This window comes from Paenibacillus cellulositrophicus (assembly GCF_009363095.1).
GTDB lineage: Bacteria > Bacillota > Bacilli > Paenibacillales > Paenibacillaceae > Paenibacillus_AQ > Paenibacillus_AQ favisporus.
Genome location: NZ_CP045295.1, coordinates 3,986,674 through 4,001,331 on the forward strand (window position 1 = coordinate 3,986,674; position 14,658 = coordinate 4,001,331).

Here is a 14,658-nt window from a genome sequence, read left to right on the forward strand (position 1 = left end):
CAGGAGTACCCGAGCGGTCGTTGGACCTCAAGGGGACTCCTGTTTTTCGTGATCGGCGCGCCTTTATATAAGCAGGGAACGCTCGAATCAGTGCTGCCGCTGGTTTGAAAGAAACTGCTTCTCGTGCTGAAGCAGCCAGCTTTTACGCGTCAGTCCACCGCCGTAACCGCCCAAATCGCCACTCGCATTGATGACGCGGTGACAGGGGATGACGAGGGCGAGCTGATTGGCGCCGTTGGCCTGGGCCACGGCCCGGAAGGCCTTCGGTTTGCCGAGAGCCCCGGCCAGCCCGGAGTAGGAACGGGTCTCGCCCGGCGGGATTTGCACCAGCTGCGCCCAGACCGACTTCTGGAACGGGGAGCCGATCAGATGCAGCGGTGTGGTGAATACGGAAAGCCTCCCGTCAAAATAAGCCGTCAGCTCCTGCTCGATGGAGCGTATGGGAGCGGTGACGCCTGGGATGATCGCCGATTTCGTCCGCTGGCGCAGCCGCTCCACTTCTCGCTCGAGGCCCCGCCGGTCCACAAACTCCAGCAGATACAGCGCCTCCTCGTCGGCGATCGCGACCATCGGGCCGAGGCGCGTATCGATCCATGCCGCGCGCAGGATGCGGCTGTCTGCGGATTTCGCCGGAGCCGCCCCCATAATGCGGGAGAAGGCGTCCCGGAATCCGCTTCCGGATTCATACCCGCTCGACAGCTGGGCGTCGATCACCGGATGGCCGGACCGGATCTGCTTGAATGCCAACCCCATGCGGCGGGCGCGGGCATACTCCACAAAGGTCATGCCAAACCGTTTTTTGAACTGCCTCCGCGCCGTCGAGGCATCGATGTCGAGCTCATCAAAGTCCTGTTCCTTCCACCGTTTTTCCGGATGGGTCTCGACGGCTTCGACCAGCTTCTGGACGACCGGCGAAACGTGATTCGGATGGGACAGCGGACGGCAGCGCTGGCAGGGCCGGAAAGAAGCGAGCAGCGCCTCCTGCGCGGTCTCGTAAAACTCACAGTTTTCATATTTGGGCTTTCTGGCCGGGCACGTCGGGCGGCAGAACACTCCCGTCGTTTTGACCCCGACATAGAAAATCCCCTCGTACTCCGACTTTTTATCGAGCAGCGCCTGATAATACTCCATTTTATGTTCAGCCGTAATCATGACCGGCCTCCTTTTTTTCATCATCCTTTACTCTTATTATAGACCAGCCCCGCGAATCCCCGCCGCCGAAAATCGGGCATTGATTTTTAAATCATCGTTCTTTTCAACAGGACGCCGTAATGGCGGAGCCAGCAGCCCCATCCGTGGCTGAATTCCCGCTGCATCCCTTGTTTTAACAAAAAAAATTTGGGACAATAATAGACAGATTGCCTGTCGGATCTGGTAAAGTAGAGAGAGTATGCATTTAAAGCTTTTGAAAAGAGGAAAAACGATGAACAAACCATCCATCTATGGATTAACGTTCGATCAGCTGTCTGCATGGCTGCTTGAATATGGACATAAACCATTCCGCGCTTCTCAGGTGTGGGACTATCTATATGTACAACGGGTCACCGATTTTGCCGATATGACGGATGCCAATCCGGACTGCGTGAAGCTGCTTGCGGAGCATTACGTTATCCAGACGCTCGAAGAGCATGTGAAGCAGGAGTCGGCCGACGGGACGGTCAAGTTTCTGTTCCGATTGCAGGACGGCAACCTGATCGAGACGGTGCTGATGCGCCATAAGTTCGGCCTTTCCGTCTGCGTGACGACCCAGGTCGGCTGCAATATCGGCTGCAGCTTCTGCGCGAGCGGACTGCTGAAGAAAAGCCGGGACCTGTCCGCCGGGGAAGTTGTGGAGCAGCTCATGAAGGTGCAGCTGTTCCTGGACCAGAACAAGCCGGGCGACCTCGTCAGCCATATTGTCGTGATGGGCATCGGGGAGCCGTTTGATAATTTCGAGAACATGGTCGACTTCATCAATGTGGTCAAGGACCGCAAAGGGCTGGCGATTGCTGGCCGCCATATTACCGTATCGACCAGCGGGCTGGCTCCGAAGATCATGGAATTTGCCGACCGCGATTTGAAGGTGAACCTGGCCATTTCGCTGCATGCGCCGAACAATGAGCTGAGAACCCGGATTATGAAGATTAACAAGGCTTATCCGATTGAGGAAGTTTTGGGGGCCATGGATTACTATCTGGCCAAAACAAAACGCAGAGTGACGCTCGAGTATATTTTGCTCAAGGACGTCAATGACGGAAGGGAACACGCGGCTGAATTGGCGGAGCTGATCGGTGACCGCAGACATTTGGTCAACGTCAACCTGATCCCGTACAATCCGGTCGATGAGCACAGCCAGTATCAGAGAAGCGCTCAGGAGTCGATCCTGGCTTTCTATGACACGCTCAAAAAGAACCGGGTCAGCGTCAGCGTCCGGCTGGAGCATGGAACCGATATCGACGCGGCCTGCGGACAGCTGCGCAGCAAGCAAATCCGTAAGGAAAACGGCAGAGGTGCGGGCCAGGCCAGCGCGGTAAACGGTTGAGGCTGGCATCCTGTTTTTCAGGGGACTCCCCCATTTTTTTAAACATGAATAACACGAAAAAGCCTGCAAATCTGCAGGCTTTTGTCATGCCTAGGGGCATTTATACGAAACAGCCCTATTCTCAATCGGTTAGCCAGCCACAGCCACGATGAATACGACCCATCCCGCCAAAAAGGCCACCCCGCCGATCGGCGTAATCGCCCCCAGCTTGCGGATGCCGGTCACGCTCAGCGCGTACAGGCTTCCCGAGAATAACAGAATTCCCGCAAACAGCAGCCAACCTGCGAGCTGGATGGTGCCCGCATGTGCGGCGGATGGGGCATAGAGGCCCATCAACAGCAGGCCAAGTCCGTGAGCCAAATGATATTGGACTCCCGTCTGATAGGTTTTCTGCCGGTTATCGTCGAGTCTTTCCTTCAGGGCGTGCGCCCCGAATGCGCCGATGGCCACGGCCAAAAACATCATGATTCCGCCCAGAATGAGCAGCGTGTTCACATCAATCACCTCTAAGCGTCATCATACGTTCTGGCGCGGCGGCCGTCAACGAGTTGGATTTGATCTGTTTTCTTAATAATGCCGGCGGATATGGTGATTCCGTTTTTTCTTCTTCACAAACTTGTTCGTGCCGCTAGCGCCGGGTCCGCCGCCGACCGAGTCCTGCTGTCTGGTGCAAGGGCTGTCGATGGTGGAGTTGGTGCCGCTCGTGCTGTGTGTGCCGGAGCCGCTGGCAATTTGGGTGGCGGCAGCCTCCTCGCTTCCCTCCGGCATTTCAACCCGCTGATGATTCAGAACGAAGATGGCTTCCTTCTTCCGGCGGCGCGAGCGTTTCCGCTTACCGCGGCAGGCGTGGGCGGGCTCGCGGAGGATGCTGATGTTATCGGCGGTGCCTCCGGCTCCGACGCTGACCTGCTGGTCCGTATTCGGGGAACCGATGGCCGCGTTGCTTCCCGACGCGCTGCTGTGACCTGCACCGCTGGCGATCTGCGTCGTATTGGGGGCGTTGGTAAATTGATCGTTAATGACAAACACGAACTTATCGAACCTGCGGAGCGGAACTTTGGTCGTCAGCCGTTTTTCGCCTCGGACGATGCTGACGATGAGCTTGCCCTGTGACCGTGAACGAGAGTGCCTCTTCAGTCGTCTTGCCATATGCCGGCGGGCATAACCGCAGCCGTGGCTTTTAAGATACCTCCTCATATCAACCATCCTTTGTCTGTGGTATGGTTCATCCTAGTGATGTTTGCCGGATTTTGTGAGGGACAACTGTCTTGGAGGGGCGAAAAATAGGGCGTTTGATATAGAATGAACTAAAGAAATGAATGTTATAGGCTTCTATTGAGCTGTTATAACAGGAAGATCAAGCAAAACGTTAATTCAATCGATTTAGCCGGATTTTACCCCTGATAGTGATTAATGCTTCTGTCGGTGATAAAATATAGCAAAACCGTCCGGTCATAGAGAACGGCCTGCCGGAAGATCTGTAGCTGAACCGTTCCCGGCGTACAGGTCCAGTCTGCCGGGGGTATCAAAGACACTTGTAAACGCTTTAATCATAAACCGTTGATTGCTTTGCCTAAAGCGCGGGCAGTCATACAGGAGAGGATGGGAATGCAATGCAGGTGAATCAAGTTCGCGAGTTGGCTGTGAAACTGAAAGAGAATATCGGGAGAGTCATTGTCGGCAAAGAGGGAGAAGTGGAGCTGCTGCTAACGGCCTTGCTGGCGTCAGGACATGTGCTGCTGGAGGATGTGCCGGGGACCGGTAAAACGCTGCTTGCCAAAAGTTTGGCGGCGTCCCTGTCGCTCAGCTTTCAACGGATTCAGTTTACCCCCGATCTGCTGCCGTCGGATTTGACGGGCATCCATTTCTACAACCAGAAGGACGGCGAGTTTCAGTTTCGCCCGGGTCCGCTGTTCTCGAGGATCGTGCTTGCGGATGAAATTAACCGGGCCACGCCCAGAACCCAGTCCAGCCTGCTGGAGTGTATGGAGGAGCGGCAGGTCAGCATTGATGGGCAGACGATGGCGCTGGAGCGGCCATTTATGGTGCTGGCCACCCAGAACCCGGTCGACAACCAGGGCACGTTTCCGCTGCCCGAAGCCCAGATGGACCGCTTTATGATCCGCATGAAGCTGGGGTACCCATCCGCAGCGGAAGGGAAGGAGATTTTGAAGCGGACGCAGGGACCGGCCGGCTTAACTGCAGAGCGGGCCGAGCGCACGGCAACAGCCGGCGAGGTGCTGGAAGCCCAGCAGCTGTGCACGCAGGTGAACGTGAGCGAGGACTTGATGGGATACATCGTATCCCTGGCCGAAGCGACCCGCGTCCATGCGGAAGTGGCTCTTGGTGTCAGCCCTCGCGGAACCCAGGCGCTGCTGCGCGCGGCGCAGGCTTATGCTGCGCTGAATGGACGGGAGTACGTACTTCCCGATGACATCAAGCATCTGCTGGAGCCGGTCTGCGCTCACAGACTGGTGCTCAAGAAGCGCTACAGCGGGCAGCATGAGGCCGCCCGGCGCATTCTGCTTGAGGTGCTGGATCAGATCGCAGTTCCCAGCGAAGCGGGACTGGAAAGCGGCGTGAGATAATGGCGATGCTGTGGCTGCTTCTGGCCTGCGGCGGCGTGTTGGTGCTGCAGGGCCTGGTCCTGGGCAGGGGATCGCTGCGGAAACTGACGTATGAGCGCCATTTCAGCACGGAAACCTGTTACGTGGGGGACCGGATTGAAATGGTCGAGGTGATCGAAAACGGCAAAATGTTTCCGGTGCCCTGGCTGCGCCTGGAAGCGATGCTTCCTTCGTCCCTGATGTTTAAGCGCAGCCGGGAAACCTCGATCAGCGAGGGGAATATTTATCAGAATCATACGAGTTTATTTATGCTCCGTCCCCGGACCCGGATTACCCGGACGCATCAAATCCAGTGTACCCGCCGGGGGATCTATCGGATGGACTCGGCCACGATGACCGGCGGGGACCTGTTTGCGGTCTACACCCCGTCACGGCAAATTACGCTCAGCAAACGGCTTGTCGTTTACCCGGAGCTGCTGAGCGATGACCAGCTGCCTTCCTCCTGGAAGACATGGCAGGGGGAGCTCGCGGTGCGGCGCTGGGTCGTTGAGGATCCATTCCTCATTACCGGAATCCGGGAATACGCCGCGGGGGATCCGATGAACCGAATCCACTGGAAAGCCACCGCCAGAACGGGCGAGCTTCAGGTGCACAAGCACGGCTATACCGCCGATCCGCGGGTCATGATCTGCCTGAACATCGAGGTGTCCGAGCAGATGTGGAACGTGGTGACCCGGCCGGAGATGGTCGAGGATGCGCTGTCCTATGCGGCCACCTGTGCCGCTTCGCTGATTCACCAGGGCATGGCCGCCGGCTTCACCCATAATGCGTCGGTTAATCCGGAGAGCCAGGCCATGCTCCGTCTCGACCCGGATTACGGCACGGCCCATTTGGAGAGCGTGCTGGAGGCGATGGCCGGTGTGGATATGAAGACGCGGATGTCATTCCACGAAATGCTGCGTCTGGAAGCGGAGCGCGAGTCGGAAGAGACGGTCGATTATCTGCTCATAACGGCCCATCTGTCGGAAGCGGTCCGGGAGAGCATCCACGGACTGGAGAACAAAGGTCACCGCGTATCGGTTGCGGAATGGCCGGATGCGAGGGAGGCGGCGGTATGATACGTCAGCAAGCGCAAGCCCGTTACCGGGGAGCCGGGGAAGCAATATACTTCTCGCTGCTAGAGTCCGCCTCGCTGTACCCTGTGGCCGTGCTGCTTGCGGCATATGCGCTGCCGCTCCATCCGCTGCTCATCTGGCTGCTCGCGGGGGTTGTTCACGCTGCAGGCGTGCTGGCCGGCCGGGAGCAGTCCCGCAGCGGGGGCGGCCGCCTGTGGACGCCGATCCCGCTGGCGGCGGCGGTCCTGCTGCCCCTGGCCGTGTTCGGGCTGCGGCTCGCCGCGGCGCTGGCCGCTGTGGCCCTGCTGGCGGCTGCGATCCGCGGGCTGATCGCCGGGCGCAAGCAGTGGTGGAAGACAGCGGTGCAGCGGCTGCCGCTGATCGGCCTTAGCGCCTCGCTTGTGCTGTACATTACGGCCGGCCAGGTCAGCGCCCTTCATCCGCACCGCACGTCGCTGTACGTGATGGCGATGATTACGCTGTTCGCCCTCCTGCTGCGCATGAACGGCGAGCGGGTCCGGGACGCCTCACACGCCGAGCAGGCCGACCGTCAGCTGTTCGGCCGGATCCTGACGGCAAACCGCTCGATGACGTGGATCGTCATTGCCGTTATCGCCCTGCTCAGCGGATGGAAGGGCCTTGGTGCGATCCTCCACTTCCTGCGGGACGGCCTGCGGTCTCTCCTCCAAGGCTTGGGAGGAGACGGACAGTCTGTGGAACAGCCTCCGCAAGCACCGGCCGATCCGATGATGCCCGATCTGTCCGGAATGGATCAGGGTCCGGTGCAGCACCCGATGTGGCTGAAAGTCATAGGCTATGTCGTCCTGGGCATTCTTTGCCTGGCTGTTCTTGTTTTGCTGGGGATGCTGCTGTATAAGCTGTTCCGGCGCTGGCTTCCGGAGCGTATCCGAAGCTGGGTTCGGCGCCTCGCTTACCGGCTCGGGCTGCTGCGCCAGATCCGGCACATTTCCGAGGAGACGGCGGACTTCGTGGATGAGGTCGAGCGAATCGACCGCGTTGCCGCCAAGCCCCGCCGGTTCCGCCGCTTCCGCAAGGAGCAGGACATCAGCGGCAGCGACCCGCGTCAGGCTTACGAGAGCCTGATCCGCCGTGCGGTCAAAAAAGGATTCGCGTTCCGGGCGAGCCGTACGCCTGCGGAGAACGGCGCCGAGCTTGCGGCGGGAGAGAGCTTCACCGGCATGGCGCCGGAAGCGGTCCATACGCTCATCGAGCGGTATAACGCCGTGCGGTACGGCGGGAAAAAGGAGCAGTAGAAGCCCTGCTCCGGCCAGCATGATGCGGTACACTTTTGGTCGTGAAGGTCCCCTAAAGGGGGCCTTTTTTGTGTTCTTGGACTTCCAATAGTTACGCCGAGGTAACTTCATTACGATAAAGTGCCTACTTACGCAAGCGAAATAGAGCCACTACAATGGGGTTGTGGTTCACGAACCAAATCGATCATAAAGGAGACAAACGCACTATGGAACTTCAACTGGCACTTGATCTTGTCGATATTTCCGGAGCCAAGGAAATCGTAAACGAGGTTGCTGAATATATAGACATCGTGGAAATTGGAACGCCGATCGTCATCAATGAGGGGCTTCGGGCGGTGAAAGAACTGAAAGAAGCCTTCCCTTCCCTGCGCGTGCTGGCCGATCTGAAAATCATGGACGCCGGCGGATACGAAGTCATGAAGGCATCCGAAGCCGGGGCAAGCATTATTACCGTGCTCGGCGTCTCAGACGATTCCACCATCCGCGGAGCTGTGGAAGAAGCTAGAAAGCAAAACACAAAAGTCATGGTCGATATGATCAATGTGAAGGATATAGAACAGCGCGCCAAGGAAATTGACCAAATGGGCGTGGATTATATCTGCGTGCATTCAGGGTACGATCATCAGGCGGCAGGCATCAGCTCCTTTGAAGATCTGCTGACGATCAAACGGGTGGTAAACCGCGCCAAAACGGCCATTGCCGGCGGGATCAAGCTGAGTACGCTGCCTCAGGTGATTGCGGCCGGCCCGGATCTGGTTATTGTGGGCGGGGGAATCACCGGTCAGGATGACAAACGGGCTGCGGCATCGCAGATGAAGCAGCTGGTCAGTCAGGTCTAAGATGAACACGGCCGATTATGCTCTCGAAATTACGAAGGAGCTGCAGCGATCGATTACCCGCATCTCGGATGGAGAAGCGGACCAGTTGGCTGACATGATTCTTGAAGCCGGAAATGTGTTTGTGGCGGGAGCCGGCAGGTCGGGCCTGATGGGCCGGGCGCTGGCCATGCGGTTAATGCATCTCGGAATTACCGCATATGTGGTCGGCGAGACGGTGACACCGGGAATCGGCCCGGGGGACATGCTTGTCATCGGGTCCGGGTCAGGCGAGACGCAAAGCTTGGTCACGATGGCCGGGAAAGCCAAGGAGATCGGAGCAGCGGTTGTCACCGCAACCATTCACCCGGATTCCACGCTGGGCCGGTTGTCCGATTTCCCGGTCTGTATTCCGGGTACGCCGAAGGATCAGCAGACAACGGGCAGCGGAGAAAAGGCGACTATTCAGCCGATGGGATCGCTGTTTGAGCAAACCTTGATCATTTTGTACGATGCCGTCGTTCTCCGCTTGATGGAGCAGCGGGGGCAAGATTCCTCCCAGATGTTCGGCAGGCACGCCAACCTGGAGTAAAGCTTCACCTGAAAAAGATACCCATCCAAACAGGAGCCATCCCGGAGGTCGCAGACCGAGGGATGGTTCTTTTTTGCATCAAGCGAAAAGGCGAATCGTGTAGTATCCTATAAGAAGGAGGTGGCAGCGTGGCAACGGAAATCAAAGACCGTATCAATTTAAAAGAAATCAATTGCGCGAAGGAACTGACCCTTGCCGTGATCAGCGGCAAATGGAAGTTGATTATATTGTGGCATCTGGGGCTTGAGGGGACGAAGCGGTTTGGCGAGCTGAAGAAGCTGATCCCCAATGTGACCCAAAAAATGCTGACCAACCAGCTTCGGGAGCTGGAAGACGATCAGCTGATTTCGCGGAAGGTATATCCGGAGGTCCCTCCCCGGGTGGAGTATTCGCTGACCGAATATGGCCGCTCGCTGATGCCGGTGCTGAAGATGATGTACGACTGGGGCAGTCATTATGGGGACCGGGTCATTTGGAAGGACGATCATTAACAGGTCTGCATTCTCTTCATCGGAATAATTTTTTCACGTACTTAAAAAAATATGAAGTTCAATCCCTCGCAGAATCTCAAGGCAGCTGAGTAAAAAGCCGCCGCTTTGCGGGGGTATTTTTTTGTGACATCGCCTGTAAATGGGGTAATAATTAGAAATTGATTCCAATTTTGGCTGCTGTAGCTGCTGTAAAGGAAGGATGCCGATGAAAGACCAAACGCCGACACGACGCATTGAAGCAGGCTATCTCATCCTTGTGTTGGTCATCATGATTCAGGAGCTGCTTATTTTTCTCAAGGTATATGCAGATCAAGCCTATACCACTCCGGAGCTGCTGTTCAGTCTGGGGACATTGGCTGCGCTGCTGATCGGCTTCTTTATGCCGGTCGGCGTCACGGCAGTGGCCGTCTTCTTTTATCTTGTGAGTTATTTTGTGTGGCTGAACACTTATGCACATGTGGATATCTTATCTTTCTCATGGCTGCTGCTCGTTCCCGCCAACATGATTCTGGCCTCCGTGATTCATTCCGGGTTGATCCGCAACCGGAGACTGATCGAGCGGCTGGAGGATTTGAAGGACATGAGCCCGCAGCTGGACCTCGATACGTCCCTCGGGAACAAGCTGTCCCTGGAGGATGCCGTCATCAAACACTCCAATCTCGCCAAGCGTTATCCGCAGCGTTACGACTTCTGTATGGCGATGTTTAAAATCGAATTTTTGCCGCTCGTCAAAGAGTCGCTCGGTTCCAGGCGGTATGCCCGGCTGCTGCTCGAGTTATCGCACACGATCCAGAAGCAGATCCGCTACGAAGATTATAAATTTTTCATCGACCAAGGGCGCTTTGTGGTCTTGTATCCGATGACGAATCAGGAGCATTTGCAGCAGCTCACCGCCCGGATTAAACAGGCTATGATGAATGTTGAAGCTGTCGACCGGAGCGGGAGCCCGCTGAAGCTCGTCGTCCGCACGGGGGCGCTCGTGTTCCAGCCGGAGCAGTTCAGCAAATATGAACATATCGATGCGGTCATTGCCGCTTTGGAGCGCAATACGGAGACCGATCTGATCGGTGAGTATGTATAAAAAGAAGGGAGGGGCGCCCGCATGTCGTATGCCCAATGGTTTATACCTGTATGTATCGGCGTCAGCATCCTTTTTGCCGCAGCGGTGCTGGTGCTGACAATCGCCACGCTGATGTTCCGGGCCAAGGTTAATAAAAAATACGATCGGGGGAATTTCAGTGGCTGACGTCATCCTGCTCCTGTCGATCGTATCGATCTGGATCGCCGTGCTGGAGTCGATTGTCATCATGTCCGGGGCGATCCGGTTTGTGTACAGGCAGAACCGAAGGGTTCTGGTGCGCAGCGGGCAATTGGACGATTTTCCGACCGTAACGGTGATGGTCCCCGCCCATAATGAAGAGTTGGTCATTACCGCGACAGTGGAGCATATTCTGCAGCTGTATTATCCCCCGGACAAGGTCCAGATCATCGTGATCGCCGATAACTGCACCGACCGCACCGCGGACAAGCTGAAGGCACTGAAGGCCAGAACCAGCTATAAAGACAGGGACCTGCTCATTTTGGAAAGAACCGGCACCGGTGGAAAATCCGGAGCTCTGAATGATGCGATGAAGGAAGCCACCGGCGATTGGATTTGCATCTATGACGCTGATGCCGCACCCGAGCATAACGCCCTCTACTTTCTGATTCAGAAAGCCATGGAGCAGCCTGAGCGCTACGGTGCGGTGTTCGGACGCAACAAAGCGCGCAACCGCGGGCAGAACCTGCTGTCGCAATTCATCAACCTGGAGCTGATCACGATCCAGCGGGTGCATCATACTGGTCTGTGGGAGCTGTTCGGTCTGGGAACGATCCCCGGGACCAATTTTATCGTCAAACGCTCGCTTATGGAGGATATCGGGGGATGGGATGAGCACGCCATCACGGAAGACACGGCGGTGTCCTTCGAAATTTTGGGCCGCGGCCAGCTGATTGCGCTCGCACCGCAGGCCGAAGCCTATCAGCAGGAGCCGGAAAGGCTCGACGTCTACATGAAGCAGCGCCAGCGCTGGGCCAAAGGGAATTACAAGGTGGTCGTGGACAATATCCACCAGCTGTTTAATCGGAGCAGCTGGCGGATCAAGCTGCACGTGCTTTATTATGCCGCAAGTTACTTTTGGTTCATGGTGGCGATTATCGTTTCCGACCTCATTTTTATCGTCAACCTCGTGTACCAGATCATTGCGCTCTTTCACCCGGATACGGTATCTCCGTTCCAATTCAGCAGTGACCTGTATGTGTATCTGGTCATCGCCTGGGCTCTGATGTACTACATTTATGTTCTTCAGATCAACCTGGCACTGGCCACCGATATCGGACAGAGCAACGTCAGGAACTTCATCCTGTCCTGTGCGTCTTACTTTACGTATGCCCAGCTGTTTCTGGTCATTTCGCTGCTGGCCTTCTGGTCGATGATCGTCGATAAAGTGACGGGCAGGCAGAGCAAATGGTATAAAACCAAGCGCTTTGGATAGGCGGCTCTCACCATTGCCCAGCTGCGGCATATAATGGACCGACCGGTGCCTACAGAAAGGAGATCACGCCATGAGTTATCCCTCGTACGGTGGATGGTGTCCCCATTATTACCCGCGGCCCTATTACTATTCATGGATTCGTGAATACCCGCAGATCAAGACCGATACCCTCAACCAGTCCATTCAGGGATATTATTCGCTGATGGAGGAGGGCTACAAAATTCTTAACAGGCTGTCGGACCATGCCTTTGCCGTTCAGGTGATGACAGCCGCCCAGGCCGGCAACAAGCAGGAGGTGGACCGGCTGATGAAGTCGATCAGCAGCCAGTCGAAGATTTCGTCCGAGTTTTCTCCGAGCGGAATCGGGATTACCGTCGACCCGTTAGTTGAGACCGACCCTTGCTGCAAACTGGCCATGTTCCTGAAATGGGGAAAATAAACACACTGAACGGCATATGTAAGGATCATTCCATTTCCACTGGCAGCCCGGAACCTTCGTGTTTCGGGCTTATTTGACGTTCTATGCGGAGTTCACAAACAGCCGGGCCTCCTGATTTGTGCTGCCTTCGCCAAACGGAGTGCTGTACCCCCGTGTTCCTGTAGTATACTTAAGTTTAACGGAAGAATGTAACGGACAACCTGTTCGGCAATAGCACGGAATGACAGGATTTTGGCGAATGACGGGGTTATGATGACTTACGAGGAGTGATCGGATATATGGCATGGGTAGAATCGCTGCAGCGGGCAATCGATTATATGGAGGACCACCTCTCCGAGGACATTACTATCGAGGAGATCGCGAAGCAGGCGCATTCGTCGCCGTTTCACTTTCAGCGGACCTTTACGCTGCTGACCGACATTACGATTGGCGATTATCTTCGGCGCAGGCGGCTGTCTCTCGCGGCGAAGGAGCTGACGGGAACGGATACCAAAATTATCGACCTTGCCTGCAAATACGGGTACGACACTCCCGAGGCGTTCTCGAAAGCTTTTCGCAAGCAGCACGGCGTTACCCCGACGGAAGCGCGGAAAGGGATCGGGAAGCTGCAATTTTATAACCGCCTGGTCATCCAGGTGAGTCTGAAAGGAGCCGAACCGGTGAAATATCATATTGTGGAGAGAGAAGCGTTCCAGGTCGTTGGAGTCAAGCGGGCCTTTTCCTATGAAAATGGCCAGAACCTCGAGGGGATTCCGAAGATGTGGCAGGAGGTTCACCAGAACGGGGTCAACGACCTGTTGTTCCGCGTGAACAGCGGTCAGATCAAGGGTGTGCTCGGCGTATGCGTCGATCAGGGCCCGGTGAGATCGAAGGAGATGGACTACTGGATTGCGACCGAATGCGACCAGGAGGTGCCGGAAGGCTTGGAGAAGCTGGACATCCCAGCATCCAAATGGGCCGTGTTCGAAGTGCGCGGCCCGATGCCGGACGCGATGCAGAGCGCCTGGAAGCGGATTTTCTCCGAATGGTTTCCGTCCAGCGGGTACGAGTATACCGGCACCGCCGAGCTGGAGGTTTATACAGACGAGGATCCTTCCAGTCCGGACCTGTATTCGGAAATTTGGATTCCGGTGAAGTAACGATTTGTATAATCGCTCCAGCCCAAACAAGGCCGCCTCTTTAGAGGTGGCCTTGTTGATGTTGTGCCAGTGAAAAAGCAATCGTTGATTTCCGGCCTGCCGTTACGGCTGGATTTTGGTCAAAATTTTAGCCTGGCTTTTGTCCTGGATCAGCAGCTCGAAGCCCTCCTCAATGAGGTTGTCCAGCGCGATTTTCTTCGTGATCACCTGCTTGACGTCCAGTGTACCGTTTGCGATCAATGAAATAATCTCAGGGAAAATGTGGCGGTAGGCCAGGATGGCGGTAACGCTCGCTTCCTTCACCATCAGCTGCATCAGATCAATGCTGGCCGGTTTGGCGAACGCCGCGATCACGACAACCTCACCGCCCTTCTTGACCGTGCTCACGGCATTGGTGAACGTCGGCTGGGCGCCTGCCGCTTCAAAGGCCACGTCCACGCCGGTGCCGGTCAATGCGAGGATTTCCTCCTCGGTGTTCTGGCGGGCCCCGTTAATGATCGCCGTCGCACCGATCTCCTGAGCCTTTGCCAGCCGCTCATCCGAGACGTCCACCGCGATGATTTGGGCTGCGCCGGCGGCCTTGGCGGACAGAATGGTAAGGAGACCAATCGGCCCGACACCGAACACGGCCACCTTGTCGCCGACCTTCATGCGGCTGCTGCGCACGGCGTGGAAGGCAACGGCGGTAGGCTCCACCAGCGCGCCTTCCTCCAGCGACACGTGAGCGGGCAGCTTATGCACCATATACGGCTGAACGATGGCATATTCGGCAAAGCCGCCGTTAGCGTTCAGGCCGATGAACCCGAAGCGTTCGCACTGGTTATACCGGCCCTGGCGGCAGTATTCGCATTCCCCGCAGTAGATCAGCGGCTCAATCGTGACCCGGTCGCCCACGCTGACGTTCGTCACGCCATCGCCGACCTCGGCAACCGTACCCGCGAATTCATGCCCCAGCGTAAGCGGTGCCATTTCTCCGGAAATCGGGTGCGGCGCTCCGGTCTGTACACCGATACCGTGATGGTACGCATGCAAGTCGCTGCCGCAGATGCCTGTCCATTCCACCTTGACCTTCACTTGCCCAGGATTCACGACGGGTTCCTCGACGTTTTCGATTCTTACGTCTTTCATTCCATGCCAAACGGCTGCTTTCATATCTATATCTCTCCTTGTC

Annotated in this window: 16 protein-coding genes; 12 read left to right on the top strand and 4 right to left on the bottom strand. The window is 56.5% G+C overall.

Translation table 11 applies throughout. The features are described 5' to 3' along the window. Nucleotides 1-87: 87 nt before the first annotated feature. On the bottom strand, nucleotides 88-1,152 hold the full coding sequence (locus GCU45_RS17860) for a bifunctional transcriptional activator/DNA repair enzyme AdaA (protein ID WP_152399836.1): 1,065 nt from the start codon (nucleotides 1,150-1,152) through the stop codon (nucleotides 88-90). A gap of 271 nt (nucleotides 1,153-1,423) precedes the next feature. On the opposite strand from GCU45_RS17860, the gene rlmN reads away from it, so the two are divergent. Continuing rightward, entirely contained in the window at nucleotides 1,424-2,521 is a 1,098-nt protein-coding gene (gene rlmN / locus GCU45_RS17865; RefSeq protein ID WP_152399837.1) for a dual-specificity RNA methyltransferase RlmN, read from the top strand. 129 nt (nucleotides 2,522-2,650) lie between these two features. On the opposite strand, the gene GCU45_RS17870 is transcribed toward rlmN, so the two are convergent. Beyond that, entirely contained in the window at nucleotides 2,651-3,016 is a 366-nt protein-coding gene (locus GCU45_RS17870) for a DUF423 domain-containing protein (RefSeq protein WP_105445472.1), read from the bottom strand. Nucleotides 3,017-3,088: 72 nt separating this feature from the next. Next, entirely contained in the window at nucleotides 3,089-3,718 is a 630-nt protein-coding gene (locus tag GCU45_RS17875) for a hypothetical protein (RefSeq protein ID WP_244364136.1), read from the bottom strand. A gap of 416 nt (nucleotides 3,719-4,134) precedes the next feature. Here GCU45_RS17875 and GCU45_RS17880 point away from each other — a divergent pair, with 416 nt between their 5' ends. The 11 genes from GCU45_RS17880 (at nucleotide 4,135) to GCU45_RS17925 (ending at nucleotide 13,487) form a co-directional block, all read left to right on the top strand. Further along, nucleotides 4,135-5,109 (top strand): AAA family ATPase, encoded by a 975-nt coding sequence (locus GCU45_RS17880; protein WP_152399838.1) that lies wholly within the window; start codon nucleotides 4,135-4,137, stop codon nucleotides 5,107-5,109. Nucleotides 5,110-5,114: 5 nt separating this feature from the next. Next, nucleotides 5,115-6,206, top strand: a complete 1,092-nt coding sequence (locus tag GCU45_RS17885) for a DUF58 domain-containing protein (protein WP_244364138.1) — start codon at nucleotides 5,115-5,117, stop codon at nucleotides 6,204-6,206. Then, the gene (locus GCU45_RS17890) at nucleotides 6,203-7,477 is read left to right on the top strand and encodes a DUF4129 domain-containing protein (RefSeq protein ID WP_152399840.1); all 1,275 of its coding nucleotides are present in this window, start codon (nucleotides 6,203-6,205) and stop codon (nucleotides 7,475-7,477) included. The genes GCU45_RS17885 and GCU45_RS17890 overlap by 4 nt, the downstream gene beginning before the upstream one ends. Nucleotides 7,478-7,683: 206 nt before the next feature. Next, entirely contained in the window at nucleotides 7,684-8,316 is a 633-nt protein-coding gene (hxlA, locus tag GCU45_RS17895) for a 3-hexulose-6-phosphate synthase (protein ID WP_152399841.1), read from the top strand. Between the two features lies 1 nt (nucleotide 8,317). Beyond that, complete coding sequence (gene hxlB / locus GCU45_RS17900; protein WP_152399842.1) at nucleotides 8,318-8,884, top strand: 6-phospho-3-hexuloisomerase; 567 nt, start codon at nucleotides 8,318-8,320, stop codon at nucleotides 8,882-8,884. A 128-nt stretch (nucleotides 8,885-9,012) separates the two neighbouring features. Continuing rightward, on the top strand, nucleotides 9,013-9,375 hold the full coding sequence (locus GCU45_RS17905) for a winged helix-turn-helix transcriptional regulator (protein ID WP_076172132.1): 363 nt from the start codon (nucleotides 9,013-9,015) through the stop codon (nucleotides 9,373-9,375). Between the two features lie 205 nt (nucleotides 9,376-9,580). After that, on the top strand, nucleotides 9,581-10,456 hold the full coding sequence (locus GCU45_RS17910; protein WP_152399843.1) for a diguanylate cyclase domain-containing protein: 876 nt from the start codon (nucleotides 9,581-9,583) through the stop codon (nucleotides 10,454-10,456). A gap of 21 nt (nucleotides 10,457-10,477) precedes the next feature. Further along, complete coding sequence (locus GCU45_RS33815; RefSeq protein WP_163882044.1) at nucleotides 10,478-10,621, top strand: hypothetical protein; 144 nt, start codon at nucleotides 10,478-10,480, stop codon at nucleotides 10,619-10,621. Next, nucleotides 10,614-11,909, top strand: coding sequence for a glycosyltransferase family 2 protein (locus tag GCU45_RS17915; protein WP_152399844.1), 1,296 nt, complete (start codon nucleotides 10,614-10,616; stop codon nucleotides 11,907-11,909). Before GCU45_RS33815 ends, GCU45_RS17915 begins: the two co-directional genes overlap by 8 nt. Nucleotides 11,910-11,979: 70 nt before the next feature. Beyond that, a complete protein-coding gene (locus GCU45_RS17920; protein WP_116233338.1) occupies nucleotides 11,980-12,348 on the top strand; it encodes a YuzC family spore coat inner layer protein in 369 nt (122 codons plus the stop codon). A 278-nt stretch (nucleotides 12,349-12,626) separates the two neighbouring features. Further along, on the top strand, nucleotides 12,627-13,487 hold the full coding sequence (locus tag GCU45_RS17925; RefSeq protein WP_152399845.1) for an AraC family transcriptional regulator: 861 nt from the start codon (nucleotides 12,627-12,629) through the stop codon (nucleotides 13,485-13,487). Between the two features lie 102 nt (nucleotides 13,488-13,589). Here the strand turns inward: GCU45_RS17925 and GCU45_RS17930 are convergent, their stop codons facing one another. Then, the gene (locus GCU45_RS17930; RefSeq protein ID WP_152399846.1) at nucleotides 13,590-14,639 is read right to left on the bottom strand and encodes a 2,3-butanediol dehydrogenase; all 1,050 of its coding nucleotides are present in this window, start codon (nucleotides 14,637-14,639) and stop codon (nucleotides 13,590-13,592) included. Between the last annotated feature and the right edge of the window lie 19 nt (nucleotides 14,640-14,658).

Excerpts from the sequence above, each read along its gene's own strand:
- GCU45_RS17860 (WP_152399836.1), bottom strand. The coding sequence starts at position 1,152 with ATGATTACGGCTGAACATAAAATGGAGTATTATCAGGCGCTGCTCGAT.
- rlmN (WP_152399837.1), top strand. The coding sequence starts at position 1,424 with ATGAACAAACCATCCATCTATGGATTAACGTTCGATCAGCTGTCTGCA.
- GCU45_RS17875 (WP_244364136.1), bottom strand. The coding sequence starts at position 3,718 with ATGAGGAGGTATCTTAAAAGCCACGGCTGCGGTTATGCCCGCCGGCAT.
- GCU45_RS17880 (WP_152399838.1), top strand. The coding sequence starts at position 4,135 with ATGCAGGTGAATCAAGTTCGCGAGTTGGCTGTGAAACTGAAAGAGAAT.
- GCU45_RS17885 (WP_244364138.1), top strand. The coding sequence starts at position 5,115 with ATGCTGTGGCTGCTTCTGGCCTGCGGCGGCGTGTTGGTGCTGCAGGGC.
- GCU45_RS17890 (WP_152399840.1), top strand. The coding sequence starts at position 6,203 with ATGATACGTCAGCAAGCGCAAGCCCGTTACCGGGGAGCCGGGGAAGCA.
- hxlA (WP_152399841.1), top strand. The coding sequence starts at position 7,684 with ATGGAACTTCAACTGGCACTTGATCTTGTCGATATTTCCGGAGCCAAG.
- hxlB (WP_152399842.1), top strand. The coding sequence starts at position 8,318 with ATGAACACGGCCGATTATGCTCTCGAAATTACGAAGGAGCTGCAGCGA.
- GCU45_RS17910 (WP_152399843.1), top strand. The coding sequence starts at position 9,581 with ATGAAAGACCAAACGCCGACACGACGCATTGAAGCAGGCTATCTCATC.
- GCU45_RS33815 (WP_163882044.1), top strand. The coding sequence starts at position 10,478 with ATGTCGTATGCCCAATGGTTTATACCTGTATGTATCGGCGTCAGCATC.
- GCU45_RS17920 (WP_116233338.1), top strand. The coding sequence starts at position 11,980 with ATGAGTTATCCCTCGTACGGTGGATGGTGTCCCCATTATTACCCGCGG.
- GCU45_RS17925 (WP_152399845.1), top strand. The coding sequence starts at position 12,627 with ATGGCATGGGTAGAATCGCTGCAGCGGGCAATCGATTATATGGAGGAC.
- GCU45_RS17930 (WP_152399846.1), bottom strand. The coding sequence starts at position 14,639 with ATGAAAGCAGCCGTTTGGCATGGAATGAAAGACGTAAGAATCGAAAAC.